The sequence below is a fragment of the Priestia flexa NBRC 15715 genome, assembly GCF_001591565.1.
GTDB classification, from domain to species: Bacteria; Bacillota; Bacilli; order Bacillales; family Bacillaceae_H; genus Priestia; species Priestia flexa.
In genome coordinates this window covers 1-16,633 of the sequence record NZ_BCVD01000090.1, presented here as the reverse complement: position 1 = coordinate 16,633, position 16,633 = coordinate 1, and the positions used below count along the sequence as shown (strand labels likewise).

Genomic DNA, 16,633 nt, shown 5'->3' with positions numbered 1-16,633 from the left:
GGAGCGGCTATTGTTTGTCTCTTAGAAGCAGTCAGTTTGTTATATCCCAAACTCTTGCTTATGCATAAATAGACGATAAAGCCGATTTGTCTTCGATTTGAGCGGGTTCTTGGGTAGAGATGTATTCAATCTGATAGCGGTTCAAGTAGTTTTTTTGCAGAATGGCACAGCCAATTTGCTTATCGGTTGTGGTGAACAAAATGATGCGCTTTTCTCCGTTGATGGTTTCGTCTTTTTGTATTTCTTGAATGGACAAGCTTGGTTCTTCTTTTTTTGCATAGGTTTCGATTTTTGCTTGAATGGTAGAATACGAGTCGGTTTCTTTAATTGATTTTTCGTTTGTATGAATAACGGCAAAGGCTGTGAGCATCCCGGCAAGTAGAAAAGGAATGATCGTTTTTTTCATGGCTGAGTAGCTCCTTTATAGAGGATCTTGGCAATGTGGAATTTTAACAGCATTGTAGCACGAAAAGCCCCCAATAAAGGCCTAGATTTAAAGAAATAGGAAAATAAAACAGATTAATGGATAACAAAGGTAGCGCTCGTGACCTTCATCCCTGTTAAGAAAGCAAGCCTTATCTCATGTGAAATCATGTTTTTAAAGAGGAAAAGTACTGCGAACTACCTATAAACAATAAATAAATGTTTCCGATAACAATAAAAAAGAGTGTTTTTTAAGGGGTGGCTGTGATGGAGGGGACATCAATTTCAGCTAAAACGCTTCATTCAAGTGTGTTAAGCTATGCCAGCGTTCAGCAATCAAAAGAAAAAAATCAGCTAGAAACAGAGTCAAAAGCGCCGAAAAGCAGTAATGAAGTAATCATTGCACAGCTTGAAAAAGCGGTGGAAGAGATTAATCAAAAGCTCGCACCTACGTTTGTTTCGGTACGTTTTCAACTTCATGAAAAGTCTCATACGTATTTCGCTCAGGTTGTAAATGCGGATACGAATGAGGTGATTCGAGAGGTACCTCCCGAAAAGCTTTTAGATATGCATGCCGAGATGGAGCGGCTGACGGGATTAATCTTTGATCAAAAAATGTAATTGGCGGTGAAAGAATGGTTCGTATTGGTGGATTAGCAAGTGGAATGGATATTGACCAAATCGTAAGTGATTTAATGAAAGCGGAGCGTATGCCGCTGGATAAAATAAAGCAAAAAAAGCAAACAACAGAATGGCAGCGTGACCAGTATCGCGAAATGAACCGATTGCTAACGGAATTTCGTGATTCGGCTTTTAACATGACGCTCCAGTCAACATATATGGTGAAAAGCTCATCTTCAGCAGATGAATCGAAAGTAACGGCTACTGCAACAACGTCAGCAGGTAACGCGTCGTATACATTATCAAACGTAACGATGGCGACGGCTGCTAAAAATATTAGCGGGGCAGTTTCAGGAACAACAAAAATTGATCCATCAAAAAGCTTATGGTCTCAGCAAAGTGCGTTTTCAGGTGGGCTAACGTGGCAGACTAAAACGATCAATCAAAGCGCGATTACGGTAGCCAGTGACACGACGAAGGTTTCGTTAGGAAAAGGAGCAATTGAAGCTTCAACCTTACCAGGACAAATTGTTGTAAAAGATAAAGATGGAAATGAAACGTCTTATAGCGTGCGCACAGACAACGCGACAGGGTTAGGAACAGACCAGGTATTTGTCGATCCAGCAACCGGTGAAATGACGTTTGGTACGCAACTTGTAAAAGATAGCACGGTACAAGGGTTTGATTATGAACAAAACTACGTATCATTTGCCATTACAACCTATGATGAAAATGGAAAAGCGATTGAAGATGATCAAAAGAATGGGAAAATGAACTTCGAGTTTGATGGTACGAAGTCATTAAATGACGTTATTTCTACGATTAACAATTCCAAGGTCGGGATTTCTGCATTTTACGATTCGGGCACAGATAAAATTATGTTCACGCGTAAAGATACCGGGAGTTTAACAGATGCAAGCGGTACGGGGCCACAAATGAAATTGGAAGGTACTTTTTTAACGCAGACGCTAAAGTTGGATCAAACGAATGAACAAAGCGGAACTGACGCAACGTTTGAAATCAACGGCTTACAAACAACGAGAAAGTCCAATACGTTCACAGTCAGCGGCGTGAGCTTTACGCTTCAAGATAACTTTACGGCCCCTGTGCGCGTAAATGTTAGCAACAACACAGATAAAGCGGTTGAATCGATTAAAGATTTTGTGACGAAGTACAATGAACTCATCGCTACACTCAATGGTAAAACTACGGAAGAGCGTTACCGCGATTACAGTCCTTTGACCGATGCTCAGCGTGAAAGCTTAACAGATAAACAAGCGGAGCAGTGGGAAGAAAAAGCCAAGAGCGGATTGTTAAAAAACGATTCAATTCTTTCAAGTGGACTAAATCAAATGCGTTCTAACTGGTATTCAGCTGTTTCAGGCATCACCGGTGAATTCAAGCAGCTAACGGATATTGGAATTACGACTAGTACGAACTATATGGACCGTGGAAAGCTTGTTATTAACGAGACAAAGTTAAAAGAAGCACTTGAGAAAGATCCGCAGTCCGTGATGGATTTATTTTCAAAAAATGGCGAAACGACAAGTGAAAAAGGGATTGTCCGCAGACTTCGTGAATCCGTTGCGGATACGGTATCTAAAATTGAGCAGCGTGCAGGCCGCTCAACGTGGACGAATACGCAGTTTGTGCTCGGTCGTAATTTACGTGACATGGATGATCAAATTAGTCGATTTGAAAGTCGTCTTGTGCAGGTAGAAGACCGCTATTGGCGCCAATTTACAGCAATGGAAAAAGCTATTCAAAACTCAAACGCACAAAGCATGCAGCTATCGCAATATTTCGCTTAAACATAGCAATACAATGAAGAAAGAGTACGAGAAGGAGTGAAGGAAATGGCAGCAAATCCTTATCAAGCGTATCAGCAAGGGGCAGTTCAAACCGCTTCACCTGGTGAACTTACGCTGATGCTTTACAACGGATGCATTAAATTTATTAAAATGGCCCGTATTGGGTTTGAACAACACAATATTGAAGCGAAAAACGAAAACTTACTTAAAGCACAAAAGATTATTCAAGAGCTAATGGTTACTTTAGATACAAGCGCTGCTGTTGGAAAAGAAATGATGGCGATGTATGACTATATGAATCAGCGCTTAATTGAAGCCAATGTTCAAAATCGCGTAGAACTCCTCGACGAAGTAGAGGGATATGCCGTTGAGTTTCGCGATACGTGGAAGCAGGTTATTCAAATGAATCGTAAGCAAACCCATGGTTCAGGTGGACAAGCGTGACGCCTCTCGACTCCGTATATGAACTGACGGCTGAGCTCTATGGCCTTGTCCAAAAGCCGCTTCTTGCAGAAGAACGTGAGAATATGATTGCGAAAGTGGAAGGCTTGCTTCAAGAGCGCAGTCAATATATTGACGAGCTTGTTCAGTCGAAAGAAAGCAAGAATGATTCGAGAGGGAACATCATCGTTAGCATGAATGCCATCATTGATTCAACATTGTTAAAATGGAAAAAAAGTGTTGAAGAGGACCTTCAAAAAACAAAGGCCAAAAAACAGCATGTTAATCGTTATGTTAACCCGTATGGAAATGAAACATTCGATGGGAGTTTTTACGATAAGCGAAACTGAATAGAAGACGTAAAAATTCGAAAAAAAAAGACTTCTCTTAAGACTTCTCTTTAGAAGAAAGTCTTTTTTTTTTAGTTCTAACATACACTTTCTTAAATTTGAAAATTTATTCGCTGAATTTTCAAAAAAAATATAGGTTTAGGAAGGGAAAGTGTCGGGTATTGTAGAAATATAGAGGTATAGCAATGATTAAAGGAGGAGTTCGAATATGATATACAACATTCGTGGCGAAAACATTGAGGTAACTCCAGCAATCAGGGAATATGTAGAGAAAAAGCTCAGCAAGTTAGAGCGCTATTTCGATGGTACACCTAATGCTGATGTAAATGTAAACTTAAAAGTATACAACAACGACCAAAAAATAGAAGTTACAATTCCAATGACTGATCTTGTATTACGTGCTGAAGAGACGCATACAGATTTATATGCCGCAGTCGACCTTGTCCTTGATAAACTTGAGCGCCAAATTCGCAAGCATAAAACGAAAGTGAACCGTAAAATGCGTGAAAAAGGTGCTGAAAAATACCTATTCGCTGCGTTAGAAGGTGACCCAAGCGTTGCCGTTGCAGCTGAAACGGATGAAGAAGAGCTAGAGCTTGTCCGTACAAAACGATTTAACTTAAAACCAATGGATAGTGAAGAAGCAATTTTACAGATGAATATGCTTGGTCATAGCTTCTTTGTCTTCACAAATGCCGACACAAATACAACTAATGTCGTTTATCGTCGAAAAGATGGGCGATATGGCCTGATTGAGCCAAACTAAATATAGTAACTTCTAAGGCAGCGAGCTTTACTCGCTGTCTTTTTTAATGATGTTTAGTTTACGTTGCTTATCCTGTTCGTTCTAGGCAGTATTTATCAAATCATCAGTTGAGTAATAATGGGTATAAGTTGCTACTTGTCTAGCCCCGATGTTACAATTTTATTCAGAATGTTTTATAATAAGGAAATAACAAGTACAAGATGTATTGATTATAAATAGAGGAGCGTTTAATATGCTTGGATTATTTAAAAAAGTGTTTGACGGAAATCAACGCCAAATCGGTCGTTTAGAACGAATGGCTGAACAGATTGATGCGTTGGGTCCTGATATGGCATCGCTGACAGATGATCAGCTTCGTGAGAAAACAGTAGACTTTAAAGAACGTTATCAAAATGGTGAATCTGTAGACGATATGCTGACAGAAGCTTTTGCAGTTGTACGTGAAGCGGCAAAGCGTGTGTTAGGCATGTATCCTTATAAAGTGCAGCTAATGGGTGGTATCTCCTTACATGAGGGGAATATCTCTGAGATGAAAACAGGGGAAGGTAAAACGTTAACTGCAACTATGCCTGTTTATTTAAATGCCATTACTGGAAAAGGCGTGCACGTTGTAACGGTCAATGAATATTTAGCGAGCCGTGATGCAACTGAAATGGGGCGTCTTTATGAGTTTTTAGGCTTAACGGTTGGCTTGAATTTAAACAGCTTAACAAAGGATGAAAAGCAGGAAGCGTACGCTGCTGACATTACGTATACAACAAATAACGAACTAGGATTCGATTATTTACGTGATAACATGGTGCTTTATAAAGAACAAATGGTACAACGTCCCCTTCATTTTGCTGTAATCGATGAAGTTGACTCCATTTTGATTGACGAAGCGCGTACACCGTTGATTATCTCTGGAACTGCTCAAAAGTCAACGGCTCTTTATATTCAAGCTAATGCATTCGTTCGCACGCTTGATAAAGAAACGGACTATACGTTTGATGTGAAGACCAAAAGTGTTCAGTTAACTGAGGACGGAATGTCTAAGGCTGAAAAAGCGTTTGGTATTGAAAACCTGTTCGATATCTCGCATGTAGCCTTAAACCACCATATTAACCAAGCGTTAAAAGCACACGTAACGATGCAAAATGACGTTGACTATGTGGTAGAAGACGGGAAAGTCGTAATCGTCGATCAGTTTACAGGTCGTTTAATGAAAGGTCGTCGCTTTAGCGATGGGCTTCACCAAGCAATTGAAGCAAAAGAAAATGTCGACATTCAAAACGAAAGCATGACGCTTGCAACAATCACGTTTCAAAACTACTTCCGTATGTATGAAAAGCTAGCGGGTATGACGGGGACAGCGAAAACGGAAGAAGAAGAATTCCGAAACATCTATAATATGCAGGTAGTTGTAATTCCAACGAATAAAGACATTGCTCGTGATGACAAAGCAGACTTAATTTATAAAACGATGGAAGGCAAGTTCAAAGCCGTTGTCGAAGATATCGCTGAGCGCCATGCGAATGGACAGCCTGTGCTTGTTGGTACAGTAGCGATTGAAACGTCTGAACTATTGTCTTCATTATTAAAGAAAAAAGGTATCAAGCACCACGTTTTAAATGCAAAGCAGCATGAGCGTGAAGCTGATATTATCGAAAACGCTGGTCAAAAAGGCGCGGTGACAATCGCAACAAACATGGCTGGACGTGGAACAGATATTAAGTTAGGCGAAGGTGTTATTGAAGCAGGCGGTTTAGCCGTAATCGGTACAGAACGTCATGAATCACGCCGTATCGATAACCAGCTGCGTGGTCGTGCTGGTCGTCAAGGAGACCCGGGGGTTTCTCAATTTTATCTTTCAATGGAAGATGAGCTGATGCGTCGCTTTGGCTCTGATAACATGATGTCCATGATGGATCGCCTTGGTATGGACGATTCACAGCCAATTCAAAGTAAAATCGTGACAAGAGCCGTTGAATCTGCGCAAAAACGAGTAGAAGGTAACAACTTCGATGCGCGTAAACAATTGCTTCAATATGATGATGTATTACGTCAGCAGCGTGAAGTAATCTACAAGCAGCGCTTTGAAGTGTTGGATTCAGAAAATCTGCGTGATATTGTAGAGCGCATGATCCAATCAACGGTTGAAAGAGTTGTCGCTACGTACACGCCAAGCGATGAGTTAGAAGAAGATTGGAATTTACAAGGTATTGTTGATTATGTAAATGCTAATATTCTAGATGAAGGGCAAATCACGGAAGAAATGTTGCGCCGTAAAGAGCCTGAAGAAATTGTAGAAATGCTTGTTGATTATGCAAAAGCGCGCTACAACGAAAAAGAAGACCAGCTTGAGCCAGAACAAATGCGTGAGTTTGAAAAAGTTGTTGTTCTTCGCGCGGTTGATTCAAAATGGATGGACCATATCGATGCGATGGATCAGTTACGTCAAGGTATTCACCTTCGTGCATACGGTCAAACAGACCCACTTCGCGAGTATCAAATGGAAGGCTTTGCGATGTTTGAAAACATGATTGCCACAATTGAAGAAGAAGTGACGAAGTATATGATGAAAGCAGAGATTAACAACAACCTTGAACGTCAAGAAGTAGCGAAAGGACAAGCTGCTGTGCATCCAAAAGAAGGGGATGCACCTGCGAAAAAAAAGCCAAAAGTCAACGCAGTTGATGTAGGTCGTAACGATACATGCATTTGCGGAAGCGGTAAGAAGTATAAAAACTGCTGCGGAAAAGAAGCATAAAAGTAAGGAAGCATTATTGGTTTAGCGACAAACTGTGTTACAATCACATACAGATAGCAACCGTCAGGAAGGAAATGGGCAGCCCCCATTTCCTTCCTGTGTGTCAAAAATAAGATAGAGGTGTTTGAACGATGGATTTAGTAGAAATTAAGCAAGAGTTAGAGAAAACAGCTAAGCGATTAGCGGACTTTAGGGGGTCTCTTTGACCTCGATAACAAGCAAGCTCGTATCGATGAGCTAGATGAAAGAATGGCTGATCCAAGCTTTTGGGATGATCAGCAAGCAGCACAAACAGTTATCAATGAAGCAAACGGCTTAAAGGATGCTGTAAATCAGTTTAATCACTTAGATGAAACGTATGAAAATTTACAAGTATCGTATGAGCTTGTAAAAGAAGAATACGATGAAGATTTAGCTACCGAGCTAGTTGACGAATTAAAACAGTTAACGTCAGGTATGAATGAATTTGAGCTACAGCTCTTATTAAGTGAGCCTTACGATAAGAACAACGCCATTCTAGAGCTTCACCCGGGTGCAGGCGGAACGGAATCTCAAGACTGGGGCTCAATGCTACTGCGTATGTACACGCGCTGGGCAGAGAAAAAAGGCTTTAAGGTTGAGACGTTAGACTATCTTCCTGGAGACGAAGCTGGAATTAAGAGCGTTACGTTACTAATTAAAGGTCATAATGCATATGGCTATTTAAAAGCAGAAAAGGGCGTACACCGTCTTGTACGTATTTCGCCGTTTGATTCATCTGGTCGTCGTCATACATCGTTCGTATCATGTGACGTCATGCCTGAGTTTAACGATGAAATCAATATTGATATTCGTACAGAGGATTTAAAAGTAGATACGTACCGTGCAAGTGGTGCGGGTGGTCAGCATATTAATACGACCGATTCAGCTGTTCGTATTACCCATCTACCAACTAACGTAGTTGTTTCTTGTCAAACAGAGCGTTCACAGATCAAAAACCGTGAGCAAGCGATGAAAATGTTAAAATCGAAGCTTTATCAGCTAGAGATTGAAAAGCAGCAGGAACAGCTAGCCGAAATTCGCGGTGAGCAAAAGGATATCGGTTGGGGAAGTCAGATTCGTTCTTATGTATTCCACCCATATTCTCTTGTAAAAGACCACCGTACAAATACTGAAATCGGAAATACACAAAGCGTAATGGACGGAGACATTGATTTATTTATTGATGCCTACTTACGTTCACATATTTAAGAGTGATAGCTACCCCTGGATTTTCGCGCAAGCGTGGAACCAGGGTTTTTTTCTGACAGCATGAGTTGCTTAAAAGTTACATACGCTATGGTAAAAGTCGTTAACTGAGGTGACTATCATGAAAAGATTGAAACGAGACGTATTTTCTGTATCCGACCGACTGCTGCAAATTGTTTATGTCATGGTTGGAGCAAGTATCGTCGCGATAGCCTTTAATATATTCCTACTTCCTAACCGTATTGCATCTGGTGGTGTAAGCGGTATCAGCACAATTTTAAATGCATTATTTAATTGGTCTCCAGCCTATGTTCAGTGGGCTTTTAACGTACCGCTTTTTCTTTTAGGAGCGTTGCTACTTGGTTGGCAATTTGGAGCCAAAACCTTAATTGGTACGGTTTTTTTACCGTTTGTTGTCTTATTAACAAGCGATATTGAGCCAGCTACAACTGATCCGCTTCTTGGAGCGTTGTTTGGTGGAATTGGTGTGGGTGTTGGGTTAGGTCTGGTGTTTCGAGGACACGCATCCACTGGAGGCACGGATTTAGCTGCGCAAATTATTCATAAGTATACATCGTTATCGCTCGGTATTTGTGTAGCTTTAATTGATGGGCTCATTGTGATTGCGGCTGCTTTCGTATTTGATCTAGAACGAGGGCTATATGCGCTAATCGGCCTTTATGTCACAAGTAAAACCATTGACCTTGTCCAAGTAGGCGTCGGGCGCTCAAAAATGGCGCTCATCATTACCAATAAAGAAAAAGAAGTGCGCCACGAAATTTTACATACAATTGACCGGGGGGTGACGCGTTTGTCAGCCTACGGGGGGTATACGGATGAAGAGCGACCAATTTTAATGGTTGTAGTTGAACAAACAGAATTCACAAAATTGAAACAAACGGTTAAAGCAATTGACCCATCTGCATTTGTCATTGTTGCAGACGCTTCAGAGGTACTAGGAGAGGGTTTTAAACGTTCATAAGTAGGTTATAATAGAGTGAAAAACTTCACAAAATGGTTAATTTTATTATGGAATGAGGAGGAATAGCCATGAAGAAATTAGCATTAGCAATCATTGCAGGAGCATCTTTTACATTGGCAGCGTGCGGTGGAGGGAATGAGTCTTCTGAAACAGCTTCTGAAGCAAGTGGGGAAGAGCTTTACCAACAAAACTGTTCGGGCTGTCATGGCCAAAACCTTGAAGGTGCAAGAGGACCAAACCTTGAGAAGACTGGTGCGAAATATTCACAAGAAGAAATTGAAGACATTATCAATAATGGAAAAGGAAGCATGCCAAAAGGCTTGGTGAACGAAGAGGAAGCGAGCAAAATTGCCGAGTGGTTAGCCGAAAAGAAATGATGCAAAACGAGGAGCAAAAAAGCTTCTCGTTTTATTTTTTTACAAAATATAGACGAGGATAGTCCTGCTGTTTTTCTAAATTTCTTTGAGAGCAGACTCCTTTTTAGGGGGATATAGGAAGGTGTATGAATCCGACTAATGTCATATTTGAAATAAAAATGTAATATTTTTAGGGCTTAAATTCTCGAAAAGTGATGTTATAATGAGAAAGCAACTGAAATGAGTCGTTTTTTTTTGATTTTTTTGTAATTCTTTGTCGAAAGACGGGGAATGAAAATAACACACTTGATTAGGTGATAACTGATGATTGAAATGCAAAATGTTTATAAAACGTATCCGAACGGTGTGAAAGCAATCAATGGGATTAGCATCAAGATTAATCAAGGTGAGTTTGCTTATATCGTAGGACCAAGCGGAGCGGGTAAATCTACATTTATTAAAATGATGTATCGCGAGGAGAAACCTTCTACGGGCGATATCATTGTCAATGGCTCAAACGTAGCCAAAATTAAAAGTCACAAGGTACCAATTTTCCGTCGTAATATTGGGGTAGTCTTCCAAGACTTTAAGCTTCTACCAAAGCTAACGGTATATGAAAATGTGGCGTTTGCTTTAGAAGTGATTGAGCAGCACCCAGAGGAAATTAAAAAGCGCGTAATGGAAGTGCTTGATCTTGTAAAGCTGAAAAATAAAATGCGAGCGTTCCCCGATGAACTATCTGGTGGAGAGCAGCAGCGTGTATCAATCGCGCGTTCTATTGTAAATAAACCAAAAGTGGTCATTGCAGATGAGCCGACAGGGAACCTAGACCCTGAAACTTCTTGGGAGATCATGGACATTTTTGAAGAAATTAATAAAAGTGGCACAACGATTTTAATGGCAACTCACAATCGTGAAATTGTAAATGCAATTCGTAAACGAGTAATTGCTATTGAAAATGGAAAAGTTGTGCGTGACGAAGTAAGAGGTGATTACGGATATGAAGGCTAGAACATTCGGTCGCCACTTACGAGAAGGAGCAAAAAGTCTTAGTCGAAACGGGTGGATGACTTTTGCATCAGCTAGTGCGGTAACAGTTACCCTACTACTAGTTGGTGTCTTTTTAACGCTTATGCTTAACCTAAATCACGTAGCCAAGTTAATTGAAAACGACGTTGAAATTCGAGTACACGTCGATCCAGCAGCTACAGATGAAGAGCAGTCGGCTATTGAAGAGAAGTTAAAAGCAATTAGCCGTGTTGATACGGTGTCATTTTCTTCTAAAGACAAAGAGCTCAAGAGCTTAATTGATAGTATGGGTGAAGAAGGGAAAGCATTTGAGCCTTTTGAACAGCAAAACCCATTAAATGACGTATTTATTGTCAAAACAAAAACACCAAACGATGTAGCTAAGGTTGCTACAGAAGTTGAAAAATACTCGAATGTTACAAATGTGCAATACGGACAAGGTGAAGTTGAAAAACTGTTTAACGTCCTAGAAGTTGCCCGTAACATTGGAATTGCTTTAATTATCGGTTTGCTTTTCACAGCAATGTTCTTAATTTCTAATACAATTAAGATTACCATCGTTGCTCGTCGTGAAGAAATTGAGATTATGAGATTAGTAGGAGCAACAAACCTATTTATTCGCTGGCCATTCTTCATTGAAGGCTTGCTGCTTGGATTATTAGGTTCAGTTGTACCAATCGGTGTCTTAATTGGTGTATACACGTTTGTATTCAACCAATCTGAGCCAAAATTCAACGGATATTTTGAGCTTTTACCAACGTTCCCATTCACGCTTCAAATTGCGCTATTACTTGCTGTAGTCGGTGGATTTATCGGCGTTTGGGGAAGTATGCTATCAGTTCGAAAATTCTTAAAAAAATAAGTTATATTATTCAGTACCACGACAAATCTAGCCTAAACGTTAGATTTGTCTTCTTACATATAAAGATGATAAGCACATAAAAAAACACGTACAAATGAGGAGAACAGACAAATGAAACGCAAAGTATTAACGGTTACAGCAGCGGCTTTTGTCGGGCTAAGCGGTGTATGGTTAAGTTCGGGGAATATCGCTTATGCAAACGGAGACATTGATAAAAAGATTAGCGATTTAAATGAAAAAAGTTCAAATGTAAACAAAAACATTAATGAAGGTAAAGAAGAAATTAAATCTTTACAAGAGCAACAGAAAAAAACAGAAGCCGAAATGAAGCGTTTAGATGAGAAGATCGGTGAGACAAACGAGAAAATTCGAAATCGCGAGTCTGAAATATCAGAAACAAAGAAAGAAATTGAAAAATTAAAAAAAGATATTGAAGAAGTAAAAGAACGTATTGAAAAGCGAAATGAATTGTTAAAAGATCGAGCTGTAGCGTTACAGGAAAGCGGTGGCTCAGTGGATTACATGCAAGTTCTACTAGGCTCACAAAACTTTGGTGACTTTATCAGCCGTGTTAGTGCAGTATCTACAATTGTAGAAGCAGACCGTGAGTTATTAATTCAACATGAGCAAGACAAAAAAGAACTTCAAACAAAAGAAACAGCTGTTCAAACAAAATTAGAATCACTTGAAAAAGCGCTAAAAGACCTTGAAACATTGTCAGCAGATCTTGAGAAGCAAGTCGATGAAAAAGATAAATTAATTGCTACGTTACAATCGCAAGAGCAATCAGTAAACGATGAAATTGTTGGCTTAGAAGAAGAAGCGGCTCTACTAGCAGATCAAAAGAAAGCAGCAGAAGGTGAAAAGGCAGCTTGGGAACAAGAGCAGCGTGAAAAAGCGAAAGCTGCAGCGGAGGCAAAGGCAAGAGCTGAAGCAGAAGCGAAGGCAAGCCAGTCACAGCCAGCAGCAAAATCGGCACCAAGCGCAGCGCCAGCTCAAAAAGCAGAAGCTGCACCAGCACCAGCTGTAACAAGCGGTTCATTCATGCGTCCAGCTAACGGACCAGTCACATCTCGATATGGTTACCGTGAAAAATTTGGTCGCATGCATTACGGAATTGATATTGGAAAACGTGGTAGTAGTGTACCAATTGTATCCGTAGCGGATGGCACAGTTATTCGAGCGTATTACTCATCATCATTCGGGAATGTTGTATTTGTACGCCATAACGTCAATGGCCAAACTTGGGTATCTGTTTATGCTCACTTAGAAAGTTATAATGTGTCTAGCGGTCAGTCAATCGGAAAAGGTCAACAGCTAGGCTACATGGGTAATACTGGTCGTTCATTCGGTGCACACTTGCACTTTGAACTTCACAAAGGAGACTGGCAAGGAAGCAGCTCTGCTGTAAACCCTGAAAATTATATTAACTTCTAATTTTGTGCATATGTTGTACAAGCCTATCATAAAATCTTAACAAAAAGGCATCACACTTGATTTGTGTGGTGCCTTTTGCTACAAATAACACATGCATCCTTTTTATTACATAGTTTCAAGGCTATCTATTATAATAAAAAGAGATGGGTCAGGGTTGAGGAGGATGAAAGAGCTTGAATCGGAAAATAGTGGCATTATTGATGGTGCTCTCTCTTGTAGTTGGAGCAGTAGGTACTTATTTTGGATTACAATATGCAAGCGCTGGAAGCGTTGGTTTATCAAGTCTCTCGTCAGCTACAGGGACAAATAATGTAGATGTAAATGGTGAATTTGACAAGATTAAGCAAGCCTATGACCTTATATCATCCCAATATTATAAGGATGTAGACGAAAAAAAATTACTAGAAGGTGCTATTCAAGGAATGGTACAGACGCTTGATGATCCCCATTCGTCCTATATGAATAAGGAAACAGCAAAGCAGTTTGAACAATCACTTGACTCATCCTTTGAAGGAATTGGTGCAGAAGTTAGCATGGTAGATGGTAAAGTCACAATCGTAGCACCATTTAAAGAATCACCAGCTGAGAAAGCTGGTTTAAAGCCCAACGATCAAATTTTAAAAATTGATGGTAAAAGCATTGAAGGATTAGAGCTTTATGATGCTGTGTTAAAAATTCGTGGTGAAAAAGGATCAACAGTTAAATTAGATATTCAGCGTCCCGGTGTAAAAGACATGATGAAAGTTGATGTGGTACGTGATGAAATTCCAATTGAAACTGTTTATTCATCTGTGAAGAAAGTAAATGACAAATCAATTGGCTACATGGAGATTACGTCATTTTCTGAATCTACCCAAGATGAATTTAAAAAGCAGCTAAAGGAACTTGAAAAGAAAAATATTGAAGGACTTGTCCTTGATGTGCGTGGAAATCCGGGTGGTTATCTCCAAAGCGTGGAGAAAATGTTAGAAGAACTTGTAACAGGTGACAAGCCGTATGTACAAATTGAAGAGCGTGACGGTGATCGTCAAACGGTTAAGTCTTCTTTAAAAGAACCAAAAGATTATCCAATTGTAGGACTGATCGATGGTGGTAGTGCATCTGCTTCAGAAATCTTAGCTGGTGCATTAAAAGAAGCTGGCGGATATGACATCGTTGGTGAAAAATCATATGGTAAAGGAACAGTTCAGCAAGCAGTGCCAATGGAAGACGGCAGTAACTTAAAGCTGACGTTCTACAAATGGTTAACGCCAGATGGCAATTGGATTAATGAAAAAGGAGTTAAGCCAACTGTTGAAGTAAAACAGCCTGACTATTACTACACAAATCCAATTCAAGTTACTAAAACATTAAAATTTGATATGACAGATGATCAAATCAAAAATGCACAGCAAATGTTAAAGGGATTAGGGTTTGAACCTGGCCGTACCGATGGATATTTCGGTAAAGAAACAGAAACGGCTGTAAAAGCGTTTCAAAAAACAAATGATCAAAAAGTGACGGGAGAAATTGACGAAGATACAGCGGCATTACTTCAGACAAAGCTGCTCGAAAAAATCAAGTCAAAAGAAGATGACCGTCAATTAGAAACAGCTCTAAAGCTTGCGAGCGAATAATGAATGAACAGAAAAACCCCCTCTCTGTAGGCTTGCAGAGAGGGGGTTTTTGTAGAAATAGTGAGCATGTTTATTCTCTTTTTCTGTTACAATAAGTGAACAAGTTGGTTTTTCATCCATATTAATAAAGGAGGAGCTCACTAATATGGAAGAACAAAAAGAATTACAGCCAAAGGTAGAGAAGAGCTTTGAACTAATCGGTAAAAAATGGACAGGATTAATCATTTATGTACTGATGAGTGGTCCAAAGCGCTTTAGCGAGCTCAATGAGGCGATTCCGGCTTTAAGCAGAAGGTTACTAACTGAGCGAGTTAAAGAGTTAGAAGAGCATGGTATTGTGCTACGCACTGTTATACCGGAGCGTCCGATTCGCACAGAATATACGCTGACTCAAAAAGGAAAAGAATTAGGGCAAATTTTAGGTCCGATTACGCAATGGGCAGAAAGTTGGATCAAAGACTAACAAGCACAGAAGCAGAAGACTAGCTACAGAAAGGAATGTCAAAGATGGCAAACGTTCTTTATGTTACTGCACATCCACTAAGTGAAGATGAATCATTAAGCATGGCGGTAGGTAAGCAATTTATTGAAACCTATCAAGAAACAAATCGAAATGATGAAGTCGTTCATTTAGACTTATATACGGCTGACATACCATTTCTAGATAAAGATGTGTTTAACGGTTGGAAGAAGCTGCGTGAAACAGGTTCTTTAGAAGAGTTATCATCAGATGAACGAATGAAAGTAGGACGCCTAGCAGAACTAGGTGCACAATTTTTATTAGCAGATAAATACGTGTTTGTTACACCGATGTGGAATTTTTCGGTACCTGCCATTATGAAGGCTTATATTGACGCAATTGCTGTATCAGGCAAGACGTTTACATATACAAAAGAAGGCGCTGAAGGTTTGTTAAAAGGAAAGAAAGCACTTCATATTCAAGCGCGAGGTGATGTTTATTCAGAAGGACCAGAAGTGAACCGTGAAATGGGACATCGCTATTTGGAAGTAATGATGGACTTTTTTGGGATTGAATCCTTTGAAAGTATTATTATTGAAGGTCAGGTGAAGTTTCCAACTAAAGCACAAGAAATTAAAGAAAAAGCAATGAATGAAGCGTTGACTATTGCTACAACTTTTTAAAAAGACTTTTACCAGTCTTTTTTTTTATGTTTAAAAGGCATACTAACAAACAGGGTAATCATTTAAATGAGAATAAAATAGTTGACTAAAAAGATTACCTAAGTTACTATTAGTAACATAGTTATTAAAAAGTGAAAGAAAGGTGCGAATTCAACATGGCAAAAGTATTGTATATTACAGCACATCCGCATGACCATCAAACTTCATTTAGTATGGCTGCAGGAAAAGCATTTATTGACACATATAAAGAAGAAAATCCAAACGATGAGGTTGTACACATTGACCTTTATAAAGAGGATATCCCACAATTAGATGCAGATATCTTTGGTGGATGGGGTAAATTAGGAGCAGGTGAAGCATTTGATAAGCTATCAGCTGACCAGCAGCGTAAAATTGCTCGTTTAAATGAACTGAGCGATCAATTTGCAAATGCTGATAAATATGTATTTGTAAATCCAATGTGGAACTTCTCATTCCCACCTGTTATGAAAGCATACTTAGATTCTGTTGCTGTAGCAGGAAAAGCATTCCGCTATACAGAGCAAGGAGCAGTTGGGTTATTAACAGATAAAAAAGCATTTCATATCCAAGCAAACGGCGGTATTTATTCAGAAGGTCCAGCAGCAGATGTGGAGATGGGACATCGCTACATTGGTATTATGATGAACTTCTTTGGAGTTCCATCATTTGAAGGATTATTTGTAGAAGGTCATAATGCAATGCCTGCAAAAGCAGAAGAGATTAAAGCAAGCGGCATTGAAAAAGCGAAAGAAGCAGCGCGTAAATTTTAATAAAGAAGTAAGAAAAAGAGACTGAGACA

At 39.6% G+C, this 16,633-nt stretch carries 17 protein-coding genes; 16 read left to right on the top strand and 1 reads right to left on the bottom strand.

From position 1 onward, the window contains the following. Window positions 1-58 precede the first annotated feature (58 nt). Window positions 59-406, bottom strand: coding sequence for a hypothetical protein (locus BFL01S_RS14310; RefSeq protein WP_061786095.1), 348 nt, complete (start codon window positions 404-406; stop codon window positions 59-61). A gap of 284 nt (window positions 407-690) precedes the next feature. Between BFL01S_RS14310 and BFL01S_RS14305 the strand changes: the two genes are divergently transcribed. The 16 genes from BFL01S_RS14305 to BFL01S_RS14230 all read left to right on the top strand — a co-directional run bounded on the left by BFL01S_RS14305 (window position 691) and on the right by BFL01S_RS14230 (window position 16,604). Then, on the top strand, window positions 691-1,044 hold the full coding sequence (locus tag BFL01S_RS14305) for a flagellar protein FlaG (RefSeq protein WP_061786094.1): 354 nt from the start codon (window positions 691-693) through the stop codon (window positions 1,042-1,044). Window positions 1,045-1,058: 14 nt separating this feature from the next. Continuing rightward, the gene (fliD, locus tag BFL01S_RS14300; protein ID WP_061786093.1) at window positions 1,059-2,855 is read left to right on the top strand and encodes a flagellar filament capping protein FliD; all 1,797 of its coding nucleotides are present in this window, start codon (window positions 1,059-1,061) and stop codon (window positions 2,853-2,855) included. 45 nt (window positions 2,856-2,900) lie between these two features. After that, the gene (fliS, locus tag BFL01S_RS14295) at window positions 2,901-3,299 is read left to right on the top strand and encodes a flagellar export chaperone FliS (RefSeq protein ID WP_025907032.1); all 399 of its coding nucleotides are present in this window, start codon (window positions 2,901-2,903) and stop codon (window positions 3,297-3,299) included. Further along, window positions 3,296-3,646, top strand: coding sequence for a flagellar protein FliT (gene fliT, locus BFL01S_RS14290; protein WP_025907030.1), 351 nt, complete (start codon window positions 3,296-3,298; stop codon window positions 3,644-3,646). The genes fliS and fliT overlap by 4 nt, the downstream gene beginning before the upstream one ends. Before the next feature lie 208 nt (window positions 3,647-3,854). Then, entirely contained in the window at window positions 3,855-4,412 is a 558-nt protein-coding gene (gene hpf / locus BFL01S_RS14285) for a ribosome hibernation-promoting factor, HPF/YfiA family (protein ID WP_061786092.1), read from the top strand. A gap of 232 nt (window positions 4,413-4,644) precedes the next feature. Next, the gene (gene secA, locus BFL01S_RS14280) at window positions 4,645-7,161 is read left to right on the top strand and encodes a preprotein translocase subunit SecA (RefSeq protein WP_025907027.1); all 2,517 of its coding nucleotides are present in this window, start codon (window positions 4,645-4,647) and stop codon (window positions 7,159-7,161) included. A gap of 131 nt (window positions 7,162-7,292) precedes the next feature. Next, window positions 7,293-8,391 (top strand): peptide chain release factor 2 gene (prfB, locus tag BFL01S_RS14275; RefSeq protein WP_138116421.1). Its coding sequence is split into 2 segments (ribosomal slippage): window positions 7,293-7,355 and window positions 7,357-8,391, totalling 1,098 coding nucleotides; the frame shifts between segments, so codons are not numbered across the junction. Between the two features lie 181 nt (window positions 8,392-8,572). Next, the gene (locus tag BFL01S_RS14270) at window positions 8,573-9,370 is read left to right on the top strand and encodes a YitT family protein (protein ID WP_373688729.1); all 798 of its coding nucleotides are present in this window, start codon (window positions 8,573-8,575) and stop codon (window positions 9,368-9,370) included. Between the two features lie 68 nt (window positions 9,371-9,438). After that, on the top strand, window positions 9,439-9,747 hold the full coding sequence (gene cccB / locus BFL01S_RS14265) for a cytochrome c551 (RefSeq protein ID WP_025907023.1): 309 nt from the start codon (window positions 9,439-9,441) through the stop codon (window positions 9,745-9,747). A gap of 303 nt (window positions 9,748-10,050) precedes the next feature. Next, on the top strand, window positions 10,051-10,737 hold the full coding sequence (ftsE, locus tag BFL01S_RS14260) for a cell division ATP-binding protein FtsE (protein ID WP_061786090.1): 687 nt from the start codon (window positions 10,051-10,053) through the stop codon (window positions 10,735-10,737). Beyond that, window positions 10,727-11,617, top strand: a complete 891-nt coding sequence (ftsX, locus tag BFL01S_RS14255; protein WP_061786089.1) for a permease-like cell division protein FtsX — start codon at window positions 10,727-10,729, stop codon at window positions 11,615-11,617. Before ftsE ends, ftsX begins: the two co-directional genes overlap by 11 nt. A 111-nt stretch (window positions 11,618-11,728) precedes the next feature. Beyond that, a complete protein-coding gene (locus tag BFL01S_RS14250; protein ID WP_061786088.1) occupies window positions 11,729-13,054 on the top strand; it encodes a murein hydrolase activator EnvC family protein in 1,326 nt (441 codons plus the stop codon). 173 nt (window positions 13,055-13,227) lie between these two features. Then, the gene (locus BFL01S_RS14245; protein WP_025907018.1) at window positions 13,228-14,670 is read left to right on the top strand and encodes a S41 family peptidase; all 1,443 of its coding nucleotides are present in this window, start codon (window positions 13,228-13,230) and stop codon (window positions 14,668-14,670) included. A 145-nt stretch (window positions 14,671-14,815) separates the two neighbouring features. Further along, entirely contained in the window at window positions 14,816-15,133 is a 318-nt protein-coding gene (locus BFL01S_RS14240) for a winged helix-turn-helix transcriptional regulator (protein ID WP_025907017.1), read from the top strand. Window positions 15,134-15,177: 44 nt separating this feature from the next. Beyond that, window positions 15,178-15,813 (top strand): FMN-dependent NADH-azoreductase, encoded by a 636-nt coding sequence (locus BFL01S_RS14235; protein WP_061786087.1) that lies wholly within the window; start codon window positions 15,178-15,180, stop codon window positions 15,811-15,813. A 155-nt stretch (window positions 15,814-15,968) separates the two neighbouring features. After that, window positions 15,969-16,604 (top strand): FMN-dependent NADH-azoreductase, encoded by a 636-nt coding sequence (locus BFL01S_RS14230; RefSeq protein ID WP_061786086.1) that lies wholly within the window; start codon window positions 15,969-15,971, stop codon window positions 16,602-16,604. Window positions 16,605-16,633: the final 29 nt, after the last annotated feature.